Origin of the sequence: Kribbella pratensis (assembly GCF_004365355.1) — a bacterium.
Classification (GTDB): Bacteria; Actinomycetota; Actinomycetes; order Propionibacteriales; family Kribbellaceae; genus Kribbella.
Genome location: NZ_SODP01000002.1, coordinates 1,380,835 through 1,404,594, shown reverse-complemented (window position 1 = coordinate 1,404,594; position 23,760 = coordinate 1,380,835). Strand labels below are relative to the sequence as shown.

The 23,760-nt window shown below is 68.9% G+C and carries 20 protein-coding genes; 13 read left to right on the top strand and 7 right to left on the bottom strand.

Annotated features, from left to right (window positions below; translation table 11 throughout):
* Window positions 1-26: 26 nt before the first annotated feature.
* Window positions 27-1,088 carry a serine hydrolase domain-containing protein gene (locus EV653_RS23475; RefSeq protein WP_166679527.1) on the bottom strand — a complete coding sequence of 354 codons (1,062 nt, stop codon included), beginning with the start codon at window positions 1,086-1,088 and terminating at the stop codon, window positions 27-29.
* A 39-nt stretch (window positions 1,089-1,127) separates the two neighbouring features.
* Entirely contained in the window at window positions 1,128-2,027 is a 900-nt protein-coding gene (locus tag EV653_RS23470) for a TIGR03564 family F420-dependent LLM class oxidoreductase (protein ID WP_134105853.1), read from the bottom strand.
* Window positions 2,028-2,105: 78 nt separating this feature from the next.
* On the opposite strand from EV653_RS23470, the gene EV653_RS23465 reads away from it, so the two are divergent.
* The 9 genes from EV653_RS23465 (at window position 2,106) to EV653_RS23425 (ending at window position 13,771) form a co-directional block, all read left to right on the top strand.
* Window positions 2,106-2,978 (top strand): LysR family transcriptional regulator, encoded by an 873-nt coding sequence (locus tag EV653_RS23465; RefSeq protein ID WP_134105852.1) that lies wholly within the window; start codon window positions 2,106-2,108, stop codon window positions 2,976-2,978.
* A 269-nt stretch (window positions 2,979-3,247) separates the two neighbouring features.
* Complete coding sequence (locus tag EV653_RS23460; RefSeq protein ID WP_134105851.1) at window positions 3,248-5,719, top strand: MDR family MFS transporter; 2,472 nt, start codon at window positions 3,248-3,250, stop codon at window positions 5,717-5,719.
* 200 nt (window positions 5,720-5,919) lie between these two features.
* Complete coding sequence (locus EV653_RS23455; RefSeq protein WP_134105850.1) at window positions 5,920-7,218, top strand: SWIM zinc finger family protein; 1,299 nt, start codon at window positions 5,920-5,922, stop codon at window positions 7,216-7,218.
* Between the two features lie 22 nt (window positions 7,219-7,240).
* Window positions 7,241-8,644: a DUF5691 domain-containing protein gene (locus EV653_RS23450; RefSeq protein WP_134105849.1), complete on the top strand. Its 1,404-nt coding sequence runs from the start codon at window positions 7,241-7,243 to the stop codon at window positions 8,642-8,644.
* A complete protein-coding gene (locus EV653_RS23445) occupies window positions 8,641-9,735 on the top strand; it encodes an ATP-binding protein (protein ID WP_134105848.1) in 1,095 nt (364 codons plus the stop codon). Before EV653_RS23450 ends, EV653_RS23445 begins: the two co-directional genes overlap by 4 nt.
* The gene (locus EV653_RS23440; protein ID WP_134105847.1) at window positions 9,732-11,900 is read left to right on the top strand and encodes a DUF5682 family protein; all 2,169 of its coding nucleotides are present in this window, start codon (window positions 9,732-9,734) and stop codon (window positions 11,898-11,900) included. Before EV653_RS23445 ends, EV653_RS23440 begins: the two co-directional genes overlap by 4 nt.
* On the top strand, window positions 11,897-13,045 hold the full coding sequence (locus tag EV653_RS23435) for a VWA domain-containing protein (RefSeq protein ID WP_134105846.1): 1,149 nt from the start codon (window positions 11,897-11,899) through the stop codon (window positions 13,043-13,045). Before EV653_RS23440 ends, EV653_RS23435 begins: the two co-directional genes overlap by 4 nt.
* A 10-nt stretch (window positions 13,046-13,055) precedes the next feature.
* Complete coding sequence (locus tag EV653_RS23430; protein ID WP_134105845.1) at window positions 13,056-13,343, top strand: antibiotic biosynthesis monooxygenase family protein; 288 nt, start codon at window positions 13,056-13,058, stop codon at window positions 13,341-13,343.
* Window positions 13,340-13,771: a GNAT family N-acetyltransferase gene (locus EV653_RS23425; RefSeq protein WP_134105844.1), complete on the top strand. Its 432-nt coding sequence runs from the start codon at window positions 13,340-13,342 to the stop codon at window positions 13,769-13,771. The genes EV653_RS23430 and EV653_RS23425 overlap by 4 nt, the downstream gene beginning before the upstream one ends.
* Here the strand turns inward: EV653_RS23425 and EV653_RS23420 are convergent.
* Window positions 13,768-14,112: a YciI family protein gene (locus EV653_RS23420; protein WP_134105843.1), complete on the bottom strand. Its 345-nt coding sequence runs from the start codon at window positions 14,110-14,112 to the stop codon at window positions 13,768-13,770. The genes EV653_RS23425 and EV653_RS23420 overlap by 4 nt on opposite strands.
* Before the next feature lie 10 nt (window positions 14,113-14,122).
* Window positions 14,123-15,067, bottom strand: coding sequence for an aldo/keto reductase (locus EV653_RS23415; protein ID WP_202871795.1), 945 nt, complete (start codon window positions 15,065-15,067; stop codon window positions 14,123-14,125).
* Window positions 15,068-15,244: 177 nt separating this feature from the next.
* On the opposite strand from EV653_RS23415, the gene EV653_RS23410 reads away from it, so the two are divergent.
* Window positions 15,245-15,814, top strand: a complete 570-nt coding sequence (locus EV653_RS23410; protein ID WP_134105842.1) for a TIGR03086 family metal-binding protein — start codon at window positions 15,245-15,247, stop codon at window positions 15,812-15,814.
* On the opposite strand, the gene EV653_RS23405 is transcribed toward EV653_RS23410, so the two are convergent.
* Entirely contained in the window at window positions 15,785-16,948 is a 1,164-nt protein-coding gene (locus EV653_RS23405) for a hypothetical protein (RefSeq protein ID WP_134106706.1), read from the bottom strand. The genes EV653_RS23410 and EV653_RS23405 overlap by 30 nt on opposite strands.
* Complete coding sequence (locus EV653_RS23400) at window positions 16,932-18,002, bottom strand: glycosyltransferase (RefSeq protein WP_134105841.1); 1,071 nt, start codon at window positions 18,000-18,002, stop codon at window positions 16,932-16,934. Before EV653_RS23400 ends, EV653_RS23405 begins: the two co-directional genes overlap by 17 nt.
* A gap of 298 nt (window positions 18,003-18,300) precedes the next feature.
* Here EV653_RS23400 and EV653_RS23395 point away from each other — a divergent pair, with 298 nt between their 5' ends.
* The 3 genes from EV653_RS23395 (at window position 18,301) to EV653_RS23385 (ending at window position 22,689) form a co-directional block, all read left to right on the top strand.
* Window positions 18,301-21,177 carry a S8 family serine peptidase gene (locus EV653_RS23395; RefSeq protein ID WP_134105840.1) on the top strand — a complete coding sequence of 959 codons (2,877 nt, stop codon included), beginning with the start codon at window positions 18,301-18,303 and terminating at the stop codon, window positions 21,175-21,177.
* 94 nt (window positions 21,178-21,271) lie between these two features.
* Complete coding sequence (locus EV653_RS23390) at window positions 21,272-21,835, top strand: TetR/AcrR family transcriptional regulator (RefSeq protein WP_134105839.1); 564 nt, start codon at window positions 21,272-21,274, stop codon at window positions 21,833-21,835.
* A complete protein-coding gene (locus EV653_RS23385; protein WP_134105838.1) occupies window positions 21,832-22,689 on the top strand; it encodes an LLM class F420-dependent oxidoreductase in 858 nt (285 codons plus the stop codon). The genes EV653_RS23390 and EV653_RS23385 overlap by 4 nt, the downstream gene beginning before the upstream one ends.
* Here EV653_RS23385 and EV653_RS23380 read toward each other — a convergent pair.
* A complete protein-coding gene (locus tag EV653_RS23380) occupies window positions 22,686-23,690 on the bottom strand; it encodes a LacI family DNA-binding transcriptional regulator (protein WP_166679526.1) in 1,005 nt (334 codons plus the stop codon). The two genes, EV653_RS23385 and EV653_RS23380, sit on opposite strands and share 4 nt — an antisense overlap.
* Window positions 23,691-23,760 lie beyond the last annotated feature (70 nt).

The following is a 23,760-nucleotide window of genomic DNA, read 5'->3' as shown; positions in this document are numbered from 1 at the left end:
CTGAAAGCCCTTACAGTTAAGGGGTTTCAGCAGAGAGCTTTCGCAACCAGGTTGCCGATCTCGACCGCGGACGCGGACCCGGACGGGTCGAACAGCGTCCTGGTCAGCGCGAACGCAACGCCTGAGCGCGTGTCCGCCCAGGCGATACTGCCGCCCATGCCCGGCCACCCGAACGTCGTCGGGCTCTCTTCCGCCGTGGATCCCAGCCGGCCGATCGAGTAGCCGAGCGCCATCGTTGCCGGATTGCCGAGCAACTCGTCCGGCGCGACCAGAGCCGTGCCGGTGATCACGGGCACGGCCTCGGGGCGGACCAGCCGAACGCCGTCGACCTCGCCGATCAGCCCGGCGTACAACCTGGCGATGCCACGAGCGGTCAGGATCGCGCTCGACGGGTCCTCGATCGCCAACTGCTCGGGCCGGTTGAGCTTGGCGGCCCGCGGCTGCATCGACGGCGGCACAACCTTGCTGAACATCCCGGCCAGCATCTCGAACGTCTCGTCGGCGCCATCGGGCTCAACGAGTGGCATCAGCCGGTCCCGCTGGTCGGACGGGAGCGCGAAGAACACGTCGTTCTCGATACCGAGCGGGGTGATCAGCTCCCGCAGTACGTCGGAGATCGACCGGCCGGTCGCGCGCCGGACGATCTCACCGACCAGGAGGCCGAACGTCTCCGCGTGGTACGTCATCTTCGTGCCGGGCTCCCACCACGGCTCCGCGGCGGCCAGGTACGCGGGGATCGTGGGGAACGACTCGTGAGTCGCGTCCGGCGGCAGCGCCGGCAGGCCGACCGAGTGCGTCAGCACGTGCCGCAGCGTCGCCTTGTCCTTCCCGTGCGCACCGAACTCGGGCCAGAGGTCCACGATCGGCTGGTCGTAGTCGAGCACCCCGCGATCCACCAGCACGTTCGCGACCGTCGCGGATGCGCCCTTCCCGGTGGAGGCCGCGTAGTACAACGTCTCCGAGGTCACGCCATCGCCTGCGACAGCGTCGACCAGCAACTCACCGTGCCGGTACACGGCTACCTGCAGCCCGAGTTCCGTCTCGACCAGTTCGTCGATCCGCCTCTGCACTACCTCTTGAAGGTCCATACAGGTACGTCGGAGCGAGTCCGGAGCCTTTGACACCATCTATGCATAGTCCAACGCGAACCTGACCGTGCGCTCCACCTCCGCGTCCGTCCCGACCGGGCAGACCAGGAATTCCGTCGTACCGGCGTCCGCGTAGCGCTGGAGTTCCTTGGCCACCGTCTCCTCGTCGCCCAGTACTGCGGTCTCCTCGGGGCCGGCCTTGCCACCGCGATCGAGGACCGCGCGGTACGACGGCATGTCGCCGGCCGCGCCGTAGTGGGAGCCGATCCAGTTCCGCGTTGCATCCGGATCGTCGGTGACCGCAACGCAGACGCCCGCGATCACCTGGGGCTGCGGTCGGCCGGCGGCGGTCGCCGCTGCGTCGATCGCCGGGCGGATGAAGCTCTCGATGACCTCGGGCCCCGCCCAGCTGGTCGTCGTACCGGCGGTGAGTTCGCCGGCGGTCTTGAGCATCCGCGGGCCGAGCGCGGCCAGGATGAGTTCAGGCGCATCGGCTCCGGCAATCGCGAGCTGGCCGCGGGCGGTCAGCCGCTCGCCCGTGTGATCGGTCGGCTCACCGGCGAGCAGCGGACCGAGCGCTTCGAGGTACTCGCGGACGTATGCCGCGGGACGGTCCATGGAGAGGCCGAGCATTCCTTCCACCATGTGCGGGTGGCTCGCGCCGACGCCGAGCGTCAGCCTGTTGGCGGTCAGCGCCTGCACGCTGAGCGCCTGCGCCGCGAGGGCGAGCGGGTGGCGCGGGTACACCGGCACCACGCCAACGGCGTACCCGATGGTCGAGGTGTACGGCGCGACGCCGGCGATCAGCGTCAGCGCATCCCAGCCGAGTCGCTGGCTGAACCAGACCCGGTCGATGCCGTTGTCCTCGGCGGCCTTCGCGGCGGCGCCGATCTCGTCGATGGTCTTGCCCTCTTCGTCGATCCACAGTCCGATCCTCATGTCCACCAGTCAACGAGGCCCGAGGCCGCCGACCCAGACGCAGTTACGCTGTACAGCGATAAGGAGTCGTGATCGCTGATGGAGCTGCGTCAGTTGCGGTACTTCGTCACCGTCGCCGAGGAACTGCACTTCGGCCGGGCCGCCGAGCGACTGAACATCGTGCAGCCCGCCGTCAGCCAGCAGGTCGCCCGCCTCGAACGCGAACTCGGCCTGCGACTTCTGGACCGATCGTCCCGGCACGTGCGGCTGACCGGCGACGGCGAACGCATGCTGCGCGAGGCCCGGGCCGTCCTGTCCGCCGCCGATCGAGCCGCCGAGGTCGCCGCGGAGCTCGCCTCCGGGCGTTCCGGCGTACTCCGCATCGGCACCGCGCCGGGGTTGCGGGACCGGCTGGAACGCGGCCTGGCTGCCCTCCGGGTCCGCACGCCGGACCTCGAGATCCAGCTCAGCTCCGGATCGACGGCCGAGTACCTGACTGCGCTGCGTTCGGGGGAGTTGGACATCGCCTTCGTCCGCGGCGACGTCGCGGCCGCCGATCTGCAGGTCATCGAGCTCTGGCGCGATCCGTTGTCCGTTCTGGTCCCGGCGGCGTACCGGTCGGACGACGGAGTGAAGATGATCGACCTCGCGGGGCTCCCGCTCCGGCTGCCTGCCGATGACACCTGGCTGCGCGACCACCTGGTGGCCGCCTGCCGTGAGGCCGGCTTCGAGCCGTTGATCGGTCGGCCGATCGAGGACTTCGAATCGGCGGTCGTCGAGATGTCGACCGGGTCGCCGGCCTGGACCGTCGTCTACGGGACGGCCTGCGAATCTGCCGAGGGCGCGCTCTGGATGGGCCTGCTCAATCCGCCGGGCACGGCGCCGGGCAACCTGGTGCTCGGGCCGGGGCAGACGGAGTGCGCTCGCGTCCTCGTCGAGGCGTTCGGCGATGAGCCCCCCGGCGGGCCCTGACAGCTCCGCCGAGGGGTGTTGATTACTCAACAGACACGGGATCGTACGGCGGAAAGCCCGTTCCGAGGAGGGCTCGTCTCATAATTAGCCACGCTCTTTCGGTGACCGGTTGCTGGCTCCCGGTGAGCGGTTGCTGACGCTGCGGGGATATTGTTGGTAGTTGCAACCAAAATATCGGGCTGGTGTGAGGACAAGTCAGCCGTTTCCGCCCCGGGACAGTGCACGGCACTGCCTCGGTCGTCGCGATCCCGCCGTACGAACGGAAACTGATGTCTGCCACCACCCGGACCTCGCCGGCCACACCCTCGGCCGACGCACCGCACCGCTATCGCTCCCGGTACGCCAAGGGGGAGCCGGACACCACGCCGGCAACGCCGCCCCCACCACCGGCTCCGCCGACGGCTGCCGCTGAGCTGTCGCACCGGGAGATCCTGGAGATCCTCGCCGGGCTGCTCGCCGCACTGTTCACCGCGGTCCTGAGCTCGACGATCGTCAGCAACGCGCTGCCGACGATCATCGCGGACCTCGAGGGCTCGCAGACGCAGTACACCTGGGTCGTCACCGCCAGCCTGCTCGCGATGACCGTCTCGACGCCGGTGTGGGGCAAGCTGTCGGACCTGATCAGCAAGAAGCTGCTCGTGCAGCTTGCGATCATCATGTTCGTCACCGGCTCGGTGCTGGCCGGCGCCTCGCAGAACGTGCCGTTCCTGATCGGCTCGCGGGTCCTGCAGGGGCTCGCGATGGGCGGGCTGATGGCGCTCGCCCAGGCGATCGTCGGCGCGGCGATCCCGCCGCGGAACCGCGGCCGGTACTCCGGCTACATGGGTGCCGTGATGGCGCTCGCGACCGTGTCCGGACCGCTCGTCGGTGGCGTGATCGTGGATACCTCGTGGCTGGGATGGCGCTGGTGTTTCTACGTGTGCGTGCCGCTCGCCGTACTGTCGCTGATCGTCCTGCAGCGGTTCCTGCACCTGCCGGTGGTGAAGCGCAAGGTCAAGATGGACTACCTCGGCGCGCTGCTCATCGCGGGCGCCGCCAGCCTGCCGCTGATCTGGGTGTCGTTCGCGGGCGAGCACTTCCCGTGGTGGTCGTGGGAGACCGGCGCGTACCTCGGCGGTACGGCGGTGCTCGCGCTGCTGGCCGTGGTCGTCGAGGTGCACGCCCGTGAGCCCCTCGTACCGGTTCGGGTGGTGCGGGAGCGGACGACCGCTTTGGCGATCCTCGCGAGCCTCTCGGTGGGGCTCGCGATGTTCGGCAGCGCGGTGTTCCTCGGGCAGTACTTCCAGGTGGCGCGCGGGTACAGCGCGACCGAGGCCGGGTTGCTGACGATCCCGATGATGTTCGGGTCGTTCCTCGGGTCGGTCGGATCGGGGCAGCTGATCACGCGGTTCGGGAAGTGGAAGCGGTACCTGGTGCTCGGCGGGTTGTTCCTGACCGCGGGGCTCGGCGTACTCGGGACGATCGACCACACATCGCCGTACTGGTACATCGGGCTCGGGATGCTCTCGATGGGCATCGGGATGGGCATGATGATGCAGAACCTGGTGCTCGCCGTACAGAACACTGTCGACGTCAGCGAGGTCGGAGCGGCGAGCGCGTCGGTCACGTTCTTCCGCAGCCTCGGCGGTGCGGTCGGGGTATCGGTCCTCGGCGCCGTGCTGGCGACGCGGGTGACGGATCTGATCAGCGAACACCTTCGCCAGCTCGGTCCGGCGGCGGCCGCTGCGGCGCAGGGTGGATCGGGGAGTGTGCTCGACGTGAACTCGCTGCCGGCGCCGGTCGCGGAGATCGTGCGGCATGCTTACGGCGACGCGACCGGGCGGATCTTCGTGATCGCGGCCGGTGCTGCTGTGGTGAGTCTGCTGGCGGTGCTGTTCATCCGCGAGGTGCCGCTGCGGAAGACTGTCGCGATGGGTCCGGACGGTACTGCGTCGGACCCGACCTCGGCTTCGGGCCTGCCCGGCGCGACGTCGGCTTCGGTGCCCGGCGGGACCGCGGCTTCGGGCCTGGCCGGCGCGACCGCGGCTTCGGATGACCCGGCCGAACGTGCGGCCGTGGTCGCGCTCGACGTCATCACGTCCGCCGAGCGGACGGCCCGCGAACGTGAGCGCGAAGCCAACGAGCGCGTGCAGGCGGCCGCGGCCGTGATCCGGCAGATGCGTACCGACGTGAAGGACCTGTTCACCCGCGTCGACCAGCAGATCGCGGACCTCGAGGACACGCTCCCCGGCGCCGCAATCCCACAACCCGCCGCCGCGATCCTCGACTCCCAACGCCCCCAGGGCGAGCTGGTCGACGAGCTCCGCCGGTACGAACTGAGCGTCCTCAGCGCCAGCCAGCGTACCGCCGACCACCTCCGAGCCACCGCCCGCGCCGAAGCCGACCAGCTCCTAGCCGAAGCCAAGTCCCAGGAAGAAGAAATCCGCGCCCGCATAGCCGAACTTCAACTAGTCGAGGAACGCCTTCTAGGCACAGTCCGCGACACCCTCTCCACCACCCCACCTCCACCCACTCCCGCGCCATCCACCCCGAGTACGCCGTATGCGCCGGGCACCGCGTCCGCTGTGGCGGGCGGCCAGGGCGGCCTGGGCGGCGCGGGCGGTCAGCCTGCGCCGACGGGCTCGCCGTCGAGCACGCCGCCTCCGTTCCAGTCGGACGGCCCATCGCCGTACCTCCCGCACGCAACCGGCAACGGGTACCCCGACGCCACCGCCAGCCCCGACCGTCAGCCCTTCGGCTGACCCGCCTCGCCGCCGAGTCGTGGCAAATGGCGCCGGCACCGTCCGCCCAGTCGTGGGTTTCGGTTGTTTTCAGCAGCCCGGATCCACGACTCGGCGAATGGCCCGTGCGCCAATCGCCACGACTCGGCGGCGGGTGGGGCGGGTGGGGGTGTCGGTGGGGGGTGGCATGCTTCGGGTAGGGACGGTGGTGAGGGAGTGGTGTGGGGTTGTGGGACGTGGAGCAGGTGCTGGGGTTGGCGCCCGATGCTGCGTCCGCGAAGGCTGGGCAGGGGCTGGCTCGGGTAGAGAAGTGGACGGAGGCCGGGGCGTCCGACCGCGCGGTGTGGGGGCTGTGCCAGGGGAGCGGCAAGCAGCCGTACCAGACTGCGGTCGACCTGAGCGGACCGGCGTACAAGTGTTCGTGCCCGAGCCGGAAGTTCCCGTGCAAGCATGCCCTGGGACTGCTGCTGCTCAACGCTGCCGGCGAGGTGCGGCCGGCTGACGAGGTCGACTGGGTGAAGACGTGGATGGACCAGCGTGCCGCCCGCGCCGACCAGCCGGAGCGGAAGCCGGGTGAGGTTGCCGACCCGATCGCGGCCCAGCAGCGTGCTTCGCGTCGTGCGGATCGGGTCTCGAGCGGCATGGCCGAGCTGAAAGGCTGGCTGGACGATCAGGTCCGCGTCGGCCTCGGCGGGTTCGACCAGCGTGCGTACACCGAGCTCAGCCGCCTCGCCGCGCGCATGGTCGACGCCCAAGCCCCAGGCGTTGCAGGAGCAGTACGCCGGGCAGCCGGCGTCGTCGGGCGCGGTCACGGATGGCCGGGCGAGCTGCTCGAGGAGCTCTCCCTCGTTCACCTCATCGTCTCCGCCCACGACCGCCTCGCCGACCTCCCACCATCGCTCGCCGACACCGTTCTGAGCAGGATCGGCTGGTCGACCGAGACCGCCCGCGTCCTCGCCGAGGGCGAGAAGGTCCGGGACGACTGGCTGGTGCTCGGTCGTGTGATCGAGCCCGACGACCGCCTCACCGTCCGCCGCGTCTGGTTGCGCGGGGCAACAACCGGCCGTCTCGGCCTGATCCTCACGTTCGCCGCAGCCGGCCGCCCACTGGACCCACTCCCCGCGCGGCCCGGCGAGTACGTCCCCGGCACGCTCTCGTTCTACCCGGGTGCCCTCCCGATGCGCGCCCTCCTCACCCAGACCGATCCCCGCCAGCCCGCGCCACGTCCGGCCGGTCTCACAGCCCGGCAAGCTCTGGCGTCGTACGTCGAATCGCTCGCGGCCGACCCGTGGAACGAACGCTGGCCATTGGTCCTCCAGGACGTGCGACCGGCCGCTCACGGTGAGGGATGGGCGTTGGTCGATGCGGACGGGGACGGACTCGAGCTGCTGCCGGGCTGGGATGCGTGGAAGCTGCTGGCAGTGTCGGCCGGGGACCCGATCACGGTCGCGGGCGAGTGGAACCGCGCCGGTCTCCGACCGATGACGTGCTGGCGCGACGACCGGCCGGTGATCCTGTGAGCGCAGATCGGCGGGTGCGGTCGTGAAGGGCTGGGACGGTCTGGTCAGCTCGGCGCTGCTCGGCACCGACCGTCGGCCGGCACACTTCGAAGAGCTCCCGGAGCACATCCAGGAGCGGCTCGGCGACGGCGGCCTCCTCGACGCCGCAGCGCTCGCGACGGTGTACAAGCGTGCCGGCCGGAAGCCGCTTCGCGAACTCGAACCGATCCCGGCTGCGCCAGGCGAAGACCGGCCGTTGCCGCGACCGGTGGCGACCCGGCGGCTGGCCGCAATGCTCGGCGGGTTCCAGACCTCCGCGCTCGGCGAGTGGTTGCGTGCGGCCGACGCCCGTGGCTGGGGTGTGCCGCCAGAGCACTTACCTGCGCTCGCGGACTATGCCCGCCACCGGGCCGAGTACCGTCCGCTCGTGATCGCGGCCGCCGGCCGGCGTGCTCGCTGGCTCGCCGATCTCAACCCCGAGTGGCGCTACCTCCACGCAGCCGTTGCTGAGAGCAACGACCCCGAGTACTGGACCCACGGAAACGCCGTCCAGCGGCGCACCTGGCTACGCACCCTCCGCCAGCAGGATCCGCACGCGGCTCGCGAGGCCCTGGCGGAGGTCTGGCCGACCGAGTCCGCAGCCACCCGAGCCGATTTCCTCGGCCTGCTCACCGACGGTTTGTCCTTGCAGGACGAGGACTTCCTTGAATCAGCGCTGGACGATCGTTCCCGCGAGGTACGTCGAAGCGCCGCGCGTCTGCTCGCCCGCATACCAGGCTCGAAGTACGGCGAACGCATGACCGAGCGTCTGCACTCGCACCTCGTCCCGAGCCAGGGCGTACTCGCGGTCGACCTGCCGAAGAGGCTGTCGCAATCGATGGAGCGCGACGGCATCGACTCGCAGAATCCGGAAGGTATCGGCAAACGCGCCTGGTGGTTCCTGCAGATCGTTGCCAACACACCGTTGTCGGCGATGGAGCTTGCCTGGTTGCAGACGCCTGTCGAAGGGTGCGCGCCCGACATTCTCCAAGCGGGCTGGACCGAGGCCGCTATCCGTGAAGGTTCAGCCGAGTGGGCGCGTGCCCTCCTGCAGTCCGAAGCCTCGACCGGGGACCGCAGCCCGGCGGAGCTGTTGCGCTTGTTACCCGCCGACGAGTGGGCCCGCGCGGTCGACGTACTGCGGAAGACGGTCGACGTCACCGAGCTCGTCGGCGGGCTGCCCGTCCCCTGGCCGGAGTCGCTCGCGAGCATGATCCTCGACCAGCTCGCGAAGGTCGGCTCCAACCGCGCCTGGGCCCGCCTCGCCAGCATCGCGGCCCGCGCCGTACCACCCGACGTACTCGACCATCCGATCACCCGCGAATCCACCGGCGAGGAAGACACCTGGCGTCGCCGCCTGGTGGAGACCTTGACCTTCCGCCGCGAAATGTACGAGGAGCTCTCATGACAGAGTTGGCGACCACCGAAGTCCTTCGCCCGCACGCGGAAGTCGAGTATGCCGGCGAACTGCAGGCGCTCAAGGCCGCCGATGACAAACCGCGTCCGCCTGCCTGGCAGCTGTCGCCGTCGGCGGTAGTCACGTACCTGCTCGGCGGCAAGGCGGGCGACACCGAGATCTCACCGAAGTACGTCGGGCCGCGGCGGCTGGTCGAGGTCGCGGTCGCCACGCTGGCCACGGATCGAGCGCTGCTGCTGCTCGGTGTACCAGGAACGGCGAAGACCTGGGTGAGTGAGCATCTCGCGGCCGCGATCAGCGGTGACTCGACGCTGCTCGTGCAGGGTACGGCGGGCACTGCCGAGGAAGCGATCCGCTACGGGTGGAACTACGCCCAATTGATTGCCCAGGGCCCCAGTGAGGCGGCGCTCGTGCCGAGTCCGGTGCAGCGCGCGATGGCCGAGGCGAAGATCGCCCGGATCGAGGAACTCACGCGGATGCCGTCCGACGTCCAGGACGCGCTGATCACGATCCTGTCCGAGAAGGCGCTGCCGATCGCCGAGCTGGCCACGGAAGTCCAAGCCCGTAAGGGATTCAACGTCATTGCCACCGCCAACGACCGTGACAAGGGCGTGAACGAGCTGTCGTCGGCGTTGCGCCGGCGGTTCAACACCGTCGTACTCCCGCTGCCTGAATCCGCGGACGACGAGGTGGAGATCGTCGCGCGCCGGGTCGCACAGCTCGGGTCGGCGCTGGAGCTGCCGCAGCCGGACGACGCGCTCGACGAGATCCGCCGCGTGGTGACGATCTTCCGCGAGCTGCGCTCAGGCCGGACGGAGGACGGACGTACGGCGGTCAAGTCGCCGTCGGCCACCTTGTCGACAGCGGAGGCGATCAGCGTCGTCACCGGCGGTCTCGCGCTCGCCGCCCACTTCGGCGACGGCGTACTGCGGCCGACGGACGTTGCCGGCGGCATCCTTGGTGCGGTCGTGAAGGACCCGTCGGCGGACCGGGTGGTGTGGTCGGAGTACCTCGAGACCGTGGTGCGCGAGCGCGACGACTGGGCGCCGTTCTACCGGGCCTGCCGAGAGATCTCCGGATGACCGTTCACCTGCTCGGGATCCGGCACCACGGGCCGGGATCGGCGCGCGCGGTGGCGACCGCGCTGGCCGAGCTCCAGCCTGACGTCGTGCTGATCGAAGGACCGCCGGAGGCCGACAAGATCGTCGAATTGGCGGCCTCGGAGGAGATGGAACCGCCGGTCGCGCTGCTCGCGTACGCCGTCGACGACTCGACGCGGGCTGCGTTCTGGCCGTTCGCGGTGTTCAGTCCCGAGTGGCAGGCGATCAAGCACGGACTGGCGGCCGGGGTTCCCGTGCGGTTCTGCGACCTGCCCGCGGCGCAGCAGTTCGCTTCAAGCGGTGGGCGGTCCGCATCGATGGATCCGCTGGCGACGTTGGCCGAGGCCGGCGGGTACGACGATCCCGAGCGCTGGTGGGACGACGTCATCGAGTCGCGCCGCGACGGCGCCGAGCCGTTCACGGTGATCGCCGACGCAATGCGCGAACTGCGTCGCGACTCGGAGGCGAAAGGCCGCGAGGCACAACGCGAGGCCTATATGCGGACCGTGCTGCGCAAGGCGATCCGCGAGGGCTTCGAGCGGATCGCGGTGGTCTGCGGTGCCTGGCACGTTCCCGCGCTCGAACTGCCGTTGCCCCCGGCAACACATGATCAACGAATCCTCAAAGGTCTGCCGAAGCGGAAGGTCGCGTGCACCTGGGTGCCGTGGACGCACGGCCGGCTGGCGGCTACGAGCGGGTACGGCGCCGGCATCACGTCACCCGGCTGGTACCACCACCTGTTCACCGCGCCCGATCAGATCACCACGCGCTGGCTGTCGAAGGTCGCCCAGGTCCTGCGGGACGAGGATCTACCCGTCTCCAGCGCACACGTGATCGAGGCGGTGCGACTTGCGGACACCCTGGCGGCATTGCGGGAACGCCCGCTCGCCGGTCTGAGCGAGGTCACCGAGGCGACGCGGGCTGTGCTGTGCGGCGGGAACGACGTACTGCTGGATCTCGTCACGCGGGAAGCCGTTGTCGGTGAGCTGCTCGGGTCCGTGCCGGGTGAGACGCCGCAGGCGCCGGTTGCGGCAGACCTGGCGGCGCACGCGCGGCGGTTGCGGATGAAGCGGGACGCGACCGAGCGCGTGATCGAACTCGACCTGCGGAAGTCGAACGACCTGGAGAAGTCCAGACTCCTGCACAGGCTGAGGATTCTCGGTGTGCACTGGGGTGTCCCGGCCGTCGATGAGCGGCGGGCGCAGGGCACGTTCCGGGAGATGTGGCGCCTGGCGTGGGATCCGGGACTCGAGGTCGAGTTGGTTGCCGCCGGCGCCCACGGTACGACGGTCCTCGGCGCTGCGACCACCGTGATGCTGAAGGCCGCCGACTCGCCAACATTGGCTGACGTCACGGGCGCCCTCGAGAAGTCGCTGCTCGCTGATCTCGCCGACGCACTTCCGCCATTGCTCCGAGGGATCGACACCCGTGCGGCTGCCGATGCGGACGTCGGCCATCTGATGGCGGCGCTCCCCGCCCTCGCGCGAGCCTCGAGGTACGGCGACGTACGCGGGACAGACACCGCCGGACTCGCCTCGGTCGCGGGGCGGATGGTGTCGCGCGTGTGCGCGGGCCTCGGGCGGACGGTCCACGGGCTCGATCCGGATGCGGCGACCGCCGTACAGGAGCTGATCGACGGGGTGCAGGACGCGACCGTGCTGCTGGCCGAGGACGTGCGCGCCGAGTGGCTGAACACGTTGGAGGGGTTGAGTGATCGCGCCTCGGTGCCGCCGCTGATCCGGGGGCGGTTGACGCGGTTGATGCTGGACACCTCGCGGCTGCCGGATCATGAGGTAGCACTGCGCTTGGGACGGGCGTTGTCTCCCGGTACGGCGACCGCGGAGGCGGCCGGATACGTCGAGGGATTCCTTGCCGGCGGCGGGTTGTTGCTCGTGCACGACGAGCGGCTGCTCGCACTGGTGGACGACTGGCTGGGCGCGATCCCAGACGATGCGTTCGTCGAGGTGCTGCCGCTGTTGCGCCGTACCTTCGGCACCTTCGCGGCGCCCGAGCGGCGCTCGATCGGGGCGCGGGCTCGGGTGCTGGCGGACCCGGCGTCGATTGTTGTTGCTGATGACAACGACCTGGACGCCGAGTTGGCGGCGACGGCGCTGCCGGTCGTTGCGCAGCTCTTGGGGGTCTCATGAACGACGAGCGGATGCGGCGGTGGCGGCTGGTGCTGGGTGGCGAGGCCGAGGAAGAGACGGGTACGACGCTGTCGTCCGAGGATCGCTCCGTCGACGCCGCGTTGGCCGCCTTGTACGACGCCGCGGAGGGCGAGGCCGGCAGCCAGCGGTCGTCCGGGTTGGGCTCGTCCGCGCCGCGAGTGGCGCGGTGGTTGGGCGATATCCGGCAGTACTTCCCGAGCACCGTCGTGCAGGTCATGCAGCGGGACGCGGTCGAGCGGCTCGGCATCACGCGGATGCTGATGGAGCCGGAGCTGCTCGGCGCGGTCGAGCCCGACGTACACCTGGTCAGCACGCTGCTCGCGCTCAACGAGGTGATGCCCGAGGAGACCAAGCAGACCGCGCGGGAGGTGGTCGGCCGGGTCGTCGCCGAACTCGAGGCTCGCCTGGCGGAGCGGACGCGGGCAGCGGTCACGGGCGCGCTCGACCGGGCCGGGCGTACATCGAGGCCGCGGCACTCGGACATCGACTGGGACCGGACGATCCAGGTCAACCTCAAGCACTTCTCGCCGACGCTCGGGACGATCGTGCCGGACCGGTTGATCGGCTACGCGCGGCGCAATCACAGCGTGCAGCGGGACATCGTGCTGGCGATCGACCAATCAGGCTCGATGGCGGAGTCGGTGGTCTATGCGTCGCTGTTCGGCGCCGTGCTCGGCTCGATCCGGACGCTGCGGACGTCGCTGGTCGTCTTCGACACCGCCGTGGTTGATCTGACGGATCAGCTCGAGGACCCGGTCGACGTGCTGTTCGGGACGCAGCTGGGCGGGGGGACGGACATCAACCGCGCGCTGGCGTACTGCGAGGAGCTCGTGACGAAGCCGGCCGAGACGGTGCTCGTGCTGATCTCGGACCTGTACGAGGGCGGCGTACGGGAAGAGATGCTGCGGCGGGCGCGTTCCTTGGTGGAGTCCGGCGTACAGGTGATTGCTCTGCTGGCGCTGGCGGACTCGGGCACCCCGTCGTACGACGCCGAGAACGCCGCGGCGCTGGCGGATCTCGGCGTACCGACGTTCGCCTGCACACCGGACCTGTTCCCGGACCTGATGGCCGCTGCCATCCGGCATGAGGACATCACCAGCTGGGCATCCACCAACCTGACGTGAGAGGAATCCGATGACCACCGTCGAACTGACCCGCTTCCGCGTGCCGGCCCAGAAGACCGAGGAACTGCTGGCCGCTCGCGCAGAGATGCTGAAGGACTTCGAGGCCGACCGCGCCGGGTTCTTGGGCGCGCGGCTGGTGCGGCTGCCGGACAACGAGTGGCTGGACATTGTCGACTGGGCGACGCCGGAGGACTTTGCCACCTCGCGAGAGAAGGGCCCGAACCTGCCCGGGATCGCCCGCTTCTTCGCAGCAATTGACTCGCTCGTCGTGGCCGAAGAGGGCACTCTGGCCGAGTGAAGATCAGCAGGATCGAGCCGAGCGAGTTCGACCGCGCCGCCGAGTTGTGGGAGGCGTCGGTGCGGGCGACGCACGACTTCGTCACCGAGGCGGATCTCGATGTCTTCCGGCCGTTGGTGCGGGCATCGTTCGGCGAGATCGAGCAGCTCGCGGGTTTACGGACCGACGACGGGTTGCTGATCGGGTTCATCGGGGTCGAGGACGGCAACGTCGAGATGCTGTTCCTGGACCCGGCGTATCGCGGTCAGGGCGGCGGGAGTCTGCTGCTGGAGCACGCGTTCGCGCACTTCGCCGCCACCTCGGTCGACGTCAACGAACAGAACCCGCAGGCCATCGGCTTCTACGAGCACCACGGCTTCGTGCAGGTCTCGCGCAGCGAGACAGACTCGACCGGCAAGCCGTATCCGATCCTGCACCTGAAGCGTTAGCCGGCGATCTCGAGGATGTCGATCGGCGTGTTCGGGTCGGCCTCGGCGAAGCGGAGGGCCCACTGGACAGCCTCCTCCTTGGAGTCGACGCGGATGATCGAGACGCCCGCGACCAGCTCTTTCGTCTCGGCGAACGGGCCGTCGATCACCCGCGGCTGACCCGGCACCGGGAACGTGACCCGCGCACCCCGCGAGCTCGGCATCAGCCCCTCACCGAGCACCAGCACCCCGGCCTGACGCATCTCCTCGAGCACGGCGTCGGCCCGCTCCAGGATCTCCGGATCGGGCGGGTTGCCCGCCTCGAGACTGTCATTGGTCTTGTGCAGCAGCATGTACCTCATAGCCGAGACCTTAGGCCCTGTCTAGTGCACCCCAGAACGCATCAGGGATCTCGTGATCGAGCCACGCCGCGATCTCGGTGATCTCCCGCGGGCTCCGCGCCCCGACGACCACGGCCGGTACGGCGGGATGCCTCAGCGGGAACTGCACCGCAGCGGCCAGCAGCGGTACGTCGTGCCGCCGGCAAAGCTCGCGCAGTCCGTCGATGCGTCGGAGCACGTCCTTCGGGACCCGCTCGTATCCGTGCGGCGCGCCGTCCGCGGTGTCGGGGAGGACACCGCCGTGGAACACCCCGGCGGCGAGCACCGCGATGTCGAGCTTCTCGCACAGCGGCAGGAGCTCGTCCTCGGCGGTCTGGTCGAGCAGTGTGTACCGACCGGCAAGCAGGACGCAGTCGACTCCTGAGGTCTCGCGGAGGAAGCGCGCCGCCACGTCCGCGTGGTTGACGCCGAGCGAGATCCCGCCGATCGTGCCGCGCCCGCGAAGCTCGGTGAGCGCGCGGAACGCCTCGGTCGACGCGGTCAGGTAGTCGAGGTCGGGGTCGTGGATGTGCAGGATGTCGATCCGGTCGATGCCCATCCGCTCCAGGCTCGCCTCGAACGAGCGGATCGTTGCGGCGTACGAGAAATCGAGCCTCGGTCCGAGCCCGGCCGGCGGCTCGGCCCAGATCGGCTGGAGATCCGGGCCGCCCGGTTCGATCAGTCGCCCGACCTTGCTGCAGAGCACGAACTCGCCGCGTGATCGACCGCGCAAGGCCAGGCCGGCCCGCTGCTCGGACAAGCCGTAGCCATAGACCGGCGCGGTGTCGAACAGACGGACGCCCAGCTCCCAGGCCCGATCGATCGTCGCCACCGCCTGCTGCTGCGAAACCGCCGCGAACATTCCCCCGATGGACGCGAGCCCCAGCCCCAACTCACTGACCCGCAGTTCCGTCCGCCCCAGCTCAACTGTCCGCACGCCGACGACCCTAGGAGCCTCCACCGACAGTTCCGGCCGCTAACGACAGGAGGTAGTCGCGGATCGACGCCCGCCGAGCGCTCGGCCCCGCGTGCCGGAGTCCACGCCGGCCGACTACCTCCTGTCGTTAGCCGCGCAGACCTTCCGCGGGGCAGGCGCGAGCGGCACTATGCGGGGATGGGCGAGATCGCGGAGCGGTACAGGCGGCGGGCCGATGCGTTCGAGCAGAAGGTTGCGGCCGTGGCGCCGGACCAGTGGGAGAACCAGTCGCCGTGCGCGAAGTGGACCGCGCGGGATGTGGTCGAGCACGTCGTCACGATGCACGGGGTGATGCTCACTCCGGTCTTCCGGAAGTTGGAGCCGGCGGATGATCCGCTGTCCGCGTTCCAGGAGGCGCGTGCTGCGATCGAGGACGTTCTCGACGACCCCATCGCAGCGTTGACGGAGAGCGATACGCCGGGCGGCCGGATGACGGTCGAGCAGCACATCGACCAGGTGGTCTCCGACGACCTTGTCCTGCACGGCTGGGATCTGGCGCGCGCGACCGATCAGGACGAGACGATCGAGCCGGTCGACATCGAAAGGCTCTGGGCGACAGCGGTGACGATCCCGCCGGACCTGATGGCGAAGTACCGGATGCCCGGCGCGTTCGGCGAGGGCATCGAGGTGTACGGCGCCGAAGTACCTGTCGCGCCCGACGCGCCGCTGCAGGATCGTCTATTGGGGCTGCTCGGTCGCCAGCCGTAGGCGGCTGGGGGCGTAGTAGATCTCGGGAGTCGGGCAGAGCGGAGCCTGGCGGAGATCGGACGGCTGCGTCATGAGTTCGGCGTGACCGCGGGCGATCGCCGGGTCCAGGTACTCGTGCCCGGGTAGGTCCGCGACCGCTGTACGGCAGCCGAGCGCCATGCCCTCGAAGAGCGCCGTCGTCGAGACGCCGATCTGGTACGTCGCTGTCGCGAGCAGCTCGAGCGTGCTGCCGCCGGTCGACAGCTGTACGCCGGACGGGATCGTGTAGTCCTCCGGGCGTTCGCTCGGGTGCAGCCGGTAGACGACGTCCAGGTCCGGATCCTCCTTCGCCACCGCGTCCGCGACCTGGACGAGCTCCGCGCCGACGGTGCCTTGTGACAGGAACACCACCCGCCGCGGGTCCTTCCGTCCGGGCGCCGGCAGGAACGTCGCGCCGACCACCTCGGCCCGCATGCCGGCGGGCAGGTCCGCGACATCGGTCCAGTACGACCCGAAGCACCACAGCTCGTCCGGCTGATCCGCGACCGTCGGCCGGCCGGGGTAGCTGTAGCCAAGGTGGAACGGGCTGATCGCGCCGTGCTGCAGTTCGACCACGCGGATCCCGAGGTCGCGAGCCGCGCCGACGATGTGCTGGTGGAAGTACGCGACGACGACGTACACGGTCTTGATCCGGTGCCGCTTGAGCAGCGCGCGGTACAAGGCGCGCAGGCGCAAGTGCTTCGGTACTTCGCGGGCGAGGATCGCGCCGACCGGGACCCGGACACCGGTGAGTTTCTCCAGCGCTGCGCCGATGCCTCGGTCGTCTGTCGTGCGGGGATGGATCGCGCCGGCCGCGGACGTGAAGAAGTCGAGGTTCTTGCTGCCGGGGAGCGGGGTGCCGTTGATCCCCGAGTCGAGGATCAGGGCGTTGTCGCCGAGCGTTGCGCGGAGTACGTCGGTGTAGATCTCTACACCGTTCGGTTTCCGCGGATGCGGTACGACGAGGGCGTCGTACCGGCCGGGGAACGGCGAGCGGGTGACGATCCCGGCGACATGCTTCGCGACCAGAGCGGCCTTGTCGTACGGCGTGCGTCGTACCGGATGGGGTGCGCCGTGGATGCCGGTGCGGCGGGTCAGCTCATGGAAGACGCGCATCCGGATGATCGGCCAGGGGTGAGCGCCCTTGATCTGCCACTCGAGCAGCCCCAGCTCCGTCTCCACCTGCCAGATCGCCCGGCACAGCGCCGCCACCGTCGGCCGGTCCGGGGCCGTGGCCGGACCCGTGCCGTTCCCGGTACTCGTCATGGTTGATCCCTACTATCCCCGCGAGGCTGCCGACGCCCGAGAAGAACCGGCGGACAGCCTTCAGCAGGTGCGTCTTCCGGCCGAGCAGCAGCCCGGCGAGGGCGAACCCGACCGCCGAGATCACCCGGGCCGAAGCATAGGCCAGCACCAGCACGTAGCTGATCGCGCCCGGGCGGATCAGCAGGCGGCTGATCGTGTCGCCGGAGCCGGAACGGAAGGCACGCCGTACCAGCCAGCGCAGAGTGGTCCGGCCGACCGGCACCTCCTCCGCGATGCACGCTTCCTCGCACCACACGATCCGGAACCCGGCCCGGTGGACGCGGAGGAAGAAATGCAGGTCGCTGGAGCCGGTGTAGCGGAACGCGGGATGGAATCCGGGCGTGACCGTGTGGTAGACGCGACGGCTGACCAGCGTGTTGTTCGTGTACGCCTTGCGGAGTTCCTCGCCGGTAGTGTGCTTGCCGGTCGAGTCGTGGACGTCGCTGTAGTGGTTCCACGGCGGGGCGCAGGGCGGGAGGTTGCCCTTCACCGGGCCTGTGACGACGTCAGCGCCGGTGGACTCCCACGCGTGCAGGAGCTTCTCGAGCCAGCCGGGCGGGGCCGTCTCGTCGTCGTCCACGAAGATCAGGGCGTCGTCGTTCCAGCACAGCTCAACCGATTTCTCGCGGGCGAAGGGGATTCCCGGCTCCGGTTCGGCCACCGATTCGATCGGGTACGGCGTACCCTCGCCGAACTCCTCCAGCACCGCCGCCGCCGACCCGTCCGCATCGTTGTCCACAACCACGATCCGGATCGCATAATCCAAGTCCGCCGGCAGCTCCTGAGCCTGCAAACTGGTCAATAACCCCCGCAACAGAGCAGGTCGCCTGAAGGTAATCACCGCAATGGCGACGCTGGTGCTCATGGCGCCCGAGACTATCGGTCCCACCCAACAACCGCCCATCCAACTCGTGTGAGATGGGCCGTCGGGAACTGTCGGGGGCTTGGTCACCTGCTGGTGGGCTGGGACAGGTAATAACAGGTGTTCGGCCCCGGATGGTGTTCAAGCCCCCGCTGAGCCGCGCCAACCGTAGCCCCCGAAGCAGCTCGACGCGCCTGAAATTGCAGGAAGTTGCAAAAGGTGTAACGCGGGTGGCTGTTCGCGCGATTTATGGCCGGGACCACATCCGGTCCAGTCCGCCCGATTGAGGTTCTTGGGGGTTGTGGTGTCTCGTAGTGCTCGTTTGTTGCGGCTGGCTGTGCCGGCTGCTCTGATCGCGGGGTCGGTGGTGGTTGTCACCGGGTCGTCCGGCACGGCCGCGTTGTCGGCCGAGCAGGGCCCGTACCGGCCGCCGTTCGCGGCGGGGAAGCACAAGGCCGAGTTCGAGCCGAATACGGTGCTCGTCAAGTTCAAGCCGAAGGCGTCCTCGTCGGCCCGGAAGGCCGCGGTGTCGAAGTACGGCGCGACCGCCGAGGACTCGGTGGCCTCGAAGGTCGTGAAGCTCAAGAGCGACGTACCGGCGCCTGACCTCCTCAAGAAGGTCAAGGCCGACCCGGCGGTCGAGCTGGCCTCGCTGAATTACAAGCGGTACATCTCGGCCGTCCCGAACGACGAGTACTACACCACTGACCAGAAGACGTATCTGAACACGGTGCGGATGCCGCAGGCGTGGGACGTGTCGAAGTCGAGCGGCAGCCAGATCGTCGCGGTCCTCGACACCGGCGTCGACGCGGGTCACCCGGACCTGGTAGGTCACCTGGTCCCGGGCTACAACGCCGTCTCCAGCACCCGTCCGAACCCGGTCGACGACAACGGCCACGGCACCATGACGCTCGGCATCATCGCCGCCGCCGCGAACAACGGCGTCGGCGTCGCAGGCGTCGGCTGGAATGTGAAGGCGATGCCGGTCAAGGTCCTGGACGCGAACGGCTCCGGGTACGACGAGGACATTGCAGAGGGCATCTACTGGGCCGTCGACCACGGCGCCAAGGTGATCAACATGTCCCTCGGCGGGCCGGACGATAACCCGATCCTGCACCAGGCGATCTCTGATGCCGTCAACGATGGCGTCACCGTCGTGGCGGCCGCCGGGAACGACGGCAGCGACGACCTGCAGTATCCGGCGTCCTATACCGAGGTGATCGCGGTCGCGGCGACCGACGCGAGCGGTTCGCTGACGGACTTCAGTTCGTTCGGCAACTGGGTGGACATCGCGGCACCCGGCGTGGACATCCTGAGCACCGGTCCGCGGAACCTGACTCCCTCGGGCTACGAGCCGTACTGGTACTGCACCGGCACCTCCTGCTCGGCGCCGATCGTCACGGGCGTCGCGGCCCTGGTGAAGAACAAGTGGCCGGCGTTGACTCCCGCTCAGGTCGCGCAGCGGGTCGAGAACCTCGCCCGGGACGCCGGCCCACGCGGCATCGACCCGTACTACGGTCACGGCATCGTCGACGCCTACGCTGCCCTGGGTGGTAAGTGGGCGCAGGACTTCCCCGTCAATGCGCCAGACGGCAACGACCAGCCGGCGCGGGCGACCGCGATCTCACTCGGCTCGGTCAGTGGGACGATCAACACCGAAGGCGAGACCGACTGGTACAAGGTGACCTCGGATGCGGCCCGAATCCTCACATTCAGCGTGACCGGCCCCGAGTTCAACCAGGACAAGTACACGGCGAACTTCGGTCCGCGGCTCCTCGTCTTCAACTCCAACCTCAGCGCGGTCGCCGGTGACGTGAAGGCGTACCCGGACTTCTACCCGAACACCAATCGGCCGATCTGGGGGCCGCTCACGGTGAGCGTCGGCGCCGCCGTCCAGGCAGGTGACACGTACATTGCCGTCCGCAACGACAACGGCTCGCGTGACACTCGGTCGTACACGCTGACCGTCAGCGAAGTCACGGGCCGTTCCTCCGGCGTGCTGTACGCCTACCCAGTCCGGGATGTGAGCCCGGCCGACCTCGGTGTCGGTGCCCCGCTGACCTCGACGCCGACCGTCACCTTCGCCTCTGACATGGATCCGGCGCGGATCACCTCGGACACCGTGTTCCTGCAGAACGGGAAGACCGGCGCCGTGGTGCCGGGCACGGTCGCGTACGACGCCGCCGCCCGGACGTCGACCATCACGCCGAACGCGCCGCTCACCGAGGCCACGCCGTACCGGATCACCGTGACGCTCGGGGCGTTCGCTCCCAACTCCCGCGATTCAGGATGGAGCAGCGTGTTCTCGACGGTCGACCTGACTCCGCAGGCGTTGACCGTGTTCAGCGGGAGCGGCGCCTACCTGGCGGCCAACCTGTCCTGGACGATTCCGGCGACGCCGGATCTCGATCAGGTGATCGTCCGGCGGAACGTCGGGAGCAAGGCGCCGACGCCGACGACCGGCACGCTCGTGTACGCGGGCACCGGGACGTCGGTGAAGAACACCGGCCTGGCGCAGAGTACGACGTACACGTACGCGGCCTGGGTCGTGGATCGGACCGGGCACTACAGCCCGATCGCGGTCAAGCAGTTGCTCGGGATGAAGTCGGGGATCGCGGTGACGTCGACGCTGATCAACTACGGCGGGGCGATCACGATCAAGGGCAGCACGCTGCGGATCGACAATCTGGCGTACGCCGGGCTGCCGGTGAACGTCTACGTACGGCCGAAGACGTCCTCGAAGTTCACGTTGCTCGCGGCGCTGAAGACGTCCTCGACCGGGACGCTCTCGGTGACGCACAAGCCGCTTGTGTCGTCGGTCTACATGCTGACGTTCCCCGGTAGCGAGTCCCTGATGGGCACCCGTACCGCCGACGTCACCGTCCAGGTCAGGCCGACGATCTCGGCCGCTCTGTCGCCGGCGTCGATCCGGCTCGGTGGGACGACCGCGTTCAGCGGGTACGTCCTTCCGGCGCACTACGGCCAGACGGTGTACCTGCAGCAGTACGGCAGTAAGGTGTGGAAGTCGATCGCCTCGGTCAAGCTGAGTACCTCGGGCAAGTACGCCTTCGGCATCAAGCCGGCTGTTCGCGGACAGATCGCCTATCGCGTGTACTTCCCCGGCGATGCCGATCACGCCCCGGCGTACACCGTCAACAAGATCGTCACCATCAGCTGACCGCAACGAAGTGGGGAGGATCCTGTTCCGATTCGGGCGCAGGATCCTCCCCAGCTTCATTTCCTGAGTCTGTACCTGTGGGTACAGTGGCGGGGTGGAGACGGTGGAGCGGTTGATTCGGAGTACGCAGGAGTTGTTGTGGGAGCGGGGGTACGTCGGGACCTCGCCGAAGGCGATTCAGCGGGCGGCCGATGCCGGGCAGGGGAGTATGTATCACCACTTCGCGGGGAAGGCGGAGTTGGCGAAGGCTGCTATCGAGCGGTCGGGGGCTGAGCTCAGAGCAGCTGCTGATGTGCAACTGACCGGCGAAGGGTCGGCCAGTGAGCGGATCGCGGGATATCTCGAGCGGGAGCGGGATGTGCTCAAGGGATGCCGGGTCGGCCGGTTGACCGCGGATCCTGACGTGATTGCGGACCCGATGTTGCGGGCACCGGTTGCCGAGACGTTCGAGTGGTTGCGGACGCGGCTGGCCGAGGTGGTTGCGGAGGGCAAGCGTTCGGGTGAGTACCCGGAATCGCTGGATCCGCAGCGGATCGCGGCGACGGTTGCGGCCGTGTTGCAAGGTGGGTATGTGCTTGCTCGAGCGGCCGGCTCGGTGGAGCCGTTCGAGTTGGCTGTCCAGGGATTGATCGACTTGTTGCCGGAGGCTACGAAGTGAAGATCGGTGCGGTGTTCCCCCAGCTCGAGATCGGCGCGGATCCGAAGGTCGTGCGCGACTGGACGACGACCGTGGAACAGGCCGGGTACAACCATGTGCTCGCCTACGACCACGTGCTCGGCGCGGATCCCACGAACCGCCCGGGTTGGACCGGCTATACCGACAAGTCCTTGTTCCATGAGGTTTTCGTGCTGTTCGGGTACATGGCGGCGATCACCACCAAGCTCGAGCTGGTGACCGGCGTACTCATCCTGCCGCAACGGCAGACGGCGCTGGTGGCGAAGCAGGCAGCCGAGGTGGATGTGCTGTCCAACGGGCGGCTGCGGCTCGGTGTCGGCATCGGGTGGAACCAGGTCGAGTACCAAGCACTCGGCGTGCCGTTCAAACAGCGTGGGGCAGTGCTGGAGGAGCAGGTCGACGTACTGCGCAAACTCTGGTCCGAGCCGGTGATCTCGTACGACGGCAAGTACCACGAGATCGTCGAGGCCGGCCTGAACCCCCTGCCCGGCCGCCAGATCCCGATCTGGTTCGGCGGCAGTGCAGACGCCGTACTCCGACGCACCGGCCGGATCGGCGACGGCTGGATGCCGCAATCGCCGCCCGACGACCGGGCCAAGCAACAGATAGCGATGATCCGCGAAGCGGCGGAGGCCGCAGGCCGGGATCCGCAGTCCGTCGGGATCGAGGCGCGGCTCACCCTCGGCGCCGTACCCGAGCAGGACTGGCCTGCATTCGCCGACGGCTGGCGCGACCTAGGCGCCACCCACCTGTGCGTGAACACGATGAACATGGGCTTGGCCACACCACAGGACCACGCCAAGGTTCTCGCCGAGGTGCTGCCGAAGCTGGGCTAATGCCGGTTGGCCGTCGAGCCTCGGATGGCCAGGGGGCAGGGGAGGGTGACGATCTGGGTGGGGCGGTCGGGGTCGGCTATGCGTTGCCGGAGGAGGTCTACGCCGGTTTCGACGATGGTGTGGGTGGGTTGGTCGACCGAGGTGAGGTCGAAGGCTTCCCAGGCGGCCATCTCGGTGTTGTCGAAGCCGATCACCCAGACGTCGTCGGGGACTCGCGCGCCGACCGCGCGGGCGCCGTCGAGGATGCCGAAGGCGAGCAGATCCGTGACGGTGTAGATCGCGGTCGGCGGATTCTTCCGGGACAGGAGCTTCTTCGCGGCGGCGTGACCGTCGGCGTGCGGTACGCCGACCGTCACCACGTTGCTCGGCTTGATCTTCACGCCGGCGTCGGCGAGAGCCGCGCGGAAACCGAGGTCGCGGTCGCGGGACGTGTTCCCGGTGGGAACGAGCGTGACGAGTCCGATGTCGGTGTGGCCGTGGTCGACGAGATACTTCCCCGCGTCGTACGCGCCCTGCCAGTTGTCGCCGACGACCTGATCGCAGTCGAGCTCGTCGATCCCGCGGTGCACCAGCACGGTCGGCGTGCCCGAGGCAAGCGCCATCGTGTGCAGCTTCGAGTCGTACGTCGCCGACGTCAGCAGGAACCCGTCGACGAGACGCTGGTGCAGCACCTCGGCGACCGTCTCCTCCCGATCGTGCTCGATGTTCCACAGGATCATGTGCAGACCGATCGAACTGAGCACGCGGCCGATCTCGTCCAGCAGCTCGGCGTGGAACGGGCTGGTCACGCGCGTCATGAACACACCGATCGTGTCGGTCCGCCCGGTCTTCATCGCGCGCGCCAACGCGTTCGGCGTGTAGTTGGCGTCCTTCAGCACCTGCAGGACCCGTGCCCGGGTCTCCGGGTTGACCTTCGGGTTGTTGGTCAGCACCCGCGAGACCGTCGCCTGCGAAACTCCTGCCAGCCGGGCCAGGTCCCTGCTCGTCGGTGGTCGTGCCATCGAACCCCGCCTCCCCTCGTCGTCCAAATGCTGAACCCTACTCAAGAGTCTCGCCCCAGACCGTTGACCA

What these genes read in the sequence shown, in the direction of transcription:
- EV653_RS23475 (WP_166679527.1), bottom strand. Translation starts at nt 1,088, where the DNA reads ATGGACCTTCAAGAGGTAGTGCAGAGGCGGATCGACGAACTGGTCGAG.
- EV653_RS23435 (WP_134105846.1), top strand. Translation starts at nt 11,897, where the DNA reads ATGAACGACGAGCGGATGCGGCGGTGGCGGCTGGTGCTGGGTGGCGAG.
- EV653_RS23460 (WP_134105851.1), top strand. Translation starts at nt 3,248, where the DNA reads ATGTCTGCCACCACCCGGACCTCGCCGGCCACACCCTCGGCCGACGCA.
- EV653_RS23470 (WP_134105853.1), bottom strand. Translation starts at nt 2,027, where the DNA reads ATGAGGATCGGACTGTGGATCGACGAAGAGGGCAAGACCATCGACGAG.
- EV653_RS23440 (WP_134105847.1), top strand. Translation starts at nt 9,732, where the DNA reads ATGACCGTTCACCTGCTCGGGATCCGGCACCACGGGCCGGGATCGGCG.
- EV653_RS23405 (WP_134106706.1), bottom strand. Translation starts at nt 16,948, where the DNA reads ATGCGCGTCTTCCATGAGCTGACCCGCCGCACCGGCATCCACGGCGCA.
- EV653_RS23380 (WP_166679526.1), bottom strand. Translation starts at nt 23,690, where the DNA reads ATGGCACGACCACCGACGAGCAGGGACCTGGCCCGGCTGGCAGGAGTT.
- EV653_RS23410 (WP_134105842.1), top strand. Translation starts at nt 15,245, where the DNA reads ATGGGCGAGATCGCGGAGCGGTACAGGCGGCGGGCCGATGCGTTCGAG.
- EV653_RS23400 (WP_134105841.1), bottom strand. Translation starts at nt 18,002, where the DNA reads ATGAGCACCAGCGTCGCCATTGCGGTGATTACCTTCAGGCGACCTGCT.
- EV653_RS23420 (WP_134105843.1), bottom strand. Translation starts at nt 14,112, where the DNA reads ATGAGGTACATGCTGCTGCACAAGACCAATGACAGTCTCGAGGCGGGC.
- EV653_RS23430 (WP_134105845.1), top strand. Translation starts at nt 13,056, where the DNA reads ATGACCACCGTCGAACTGACCCGCTTCCGCGTGCCGGCCCAGAAGACC.
- EV653_RS23465 (WP_134105852.1), top strand. Translation starts at nt 2,106, where the DNA reads ATGGAGCTGCGTCAGTTGCGGTACTTCGTCACCGTCGCCGAGGAACTG.
- EV653_RS23445 (WP_134105848.1), top strand. Translation starts at nt 8,641, where the DNA reads ATGACAGAGTTGGCGACCACCGAAGTCCTTCGCCCGCACGCGGAAGTC.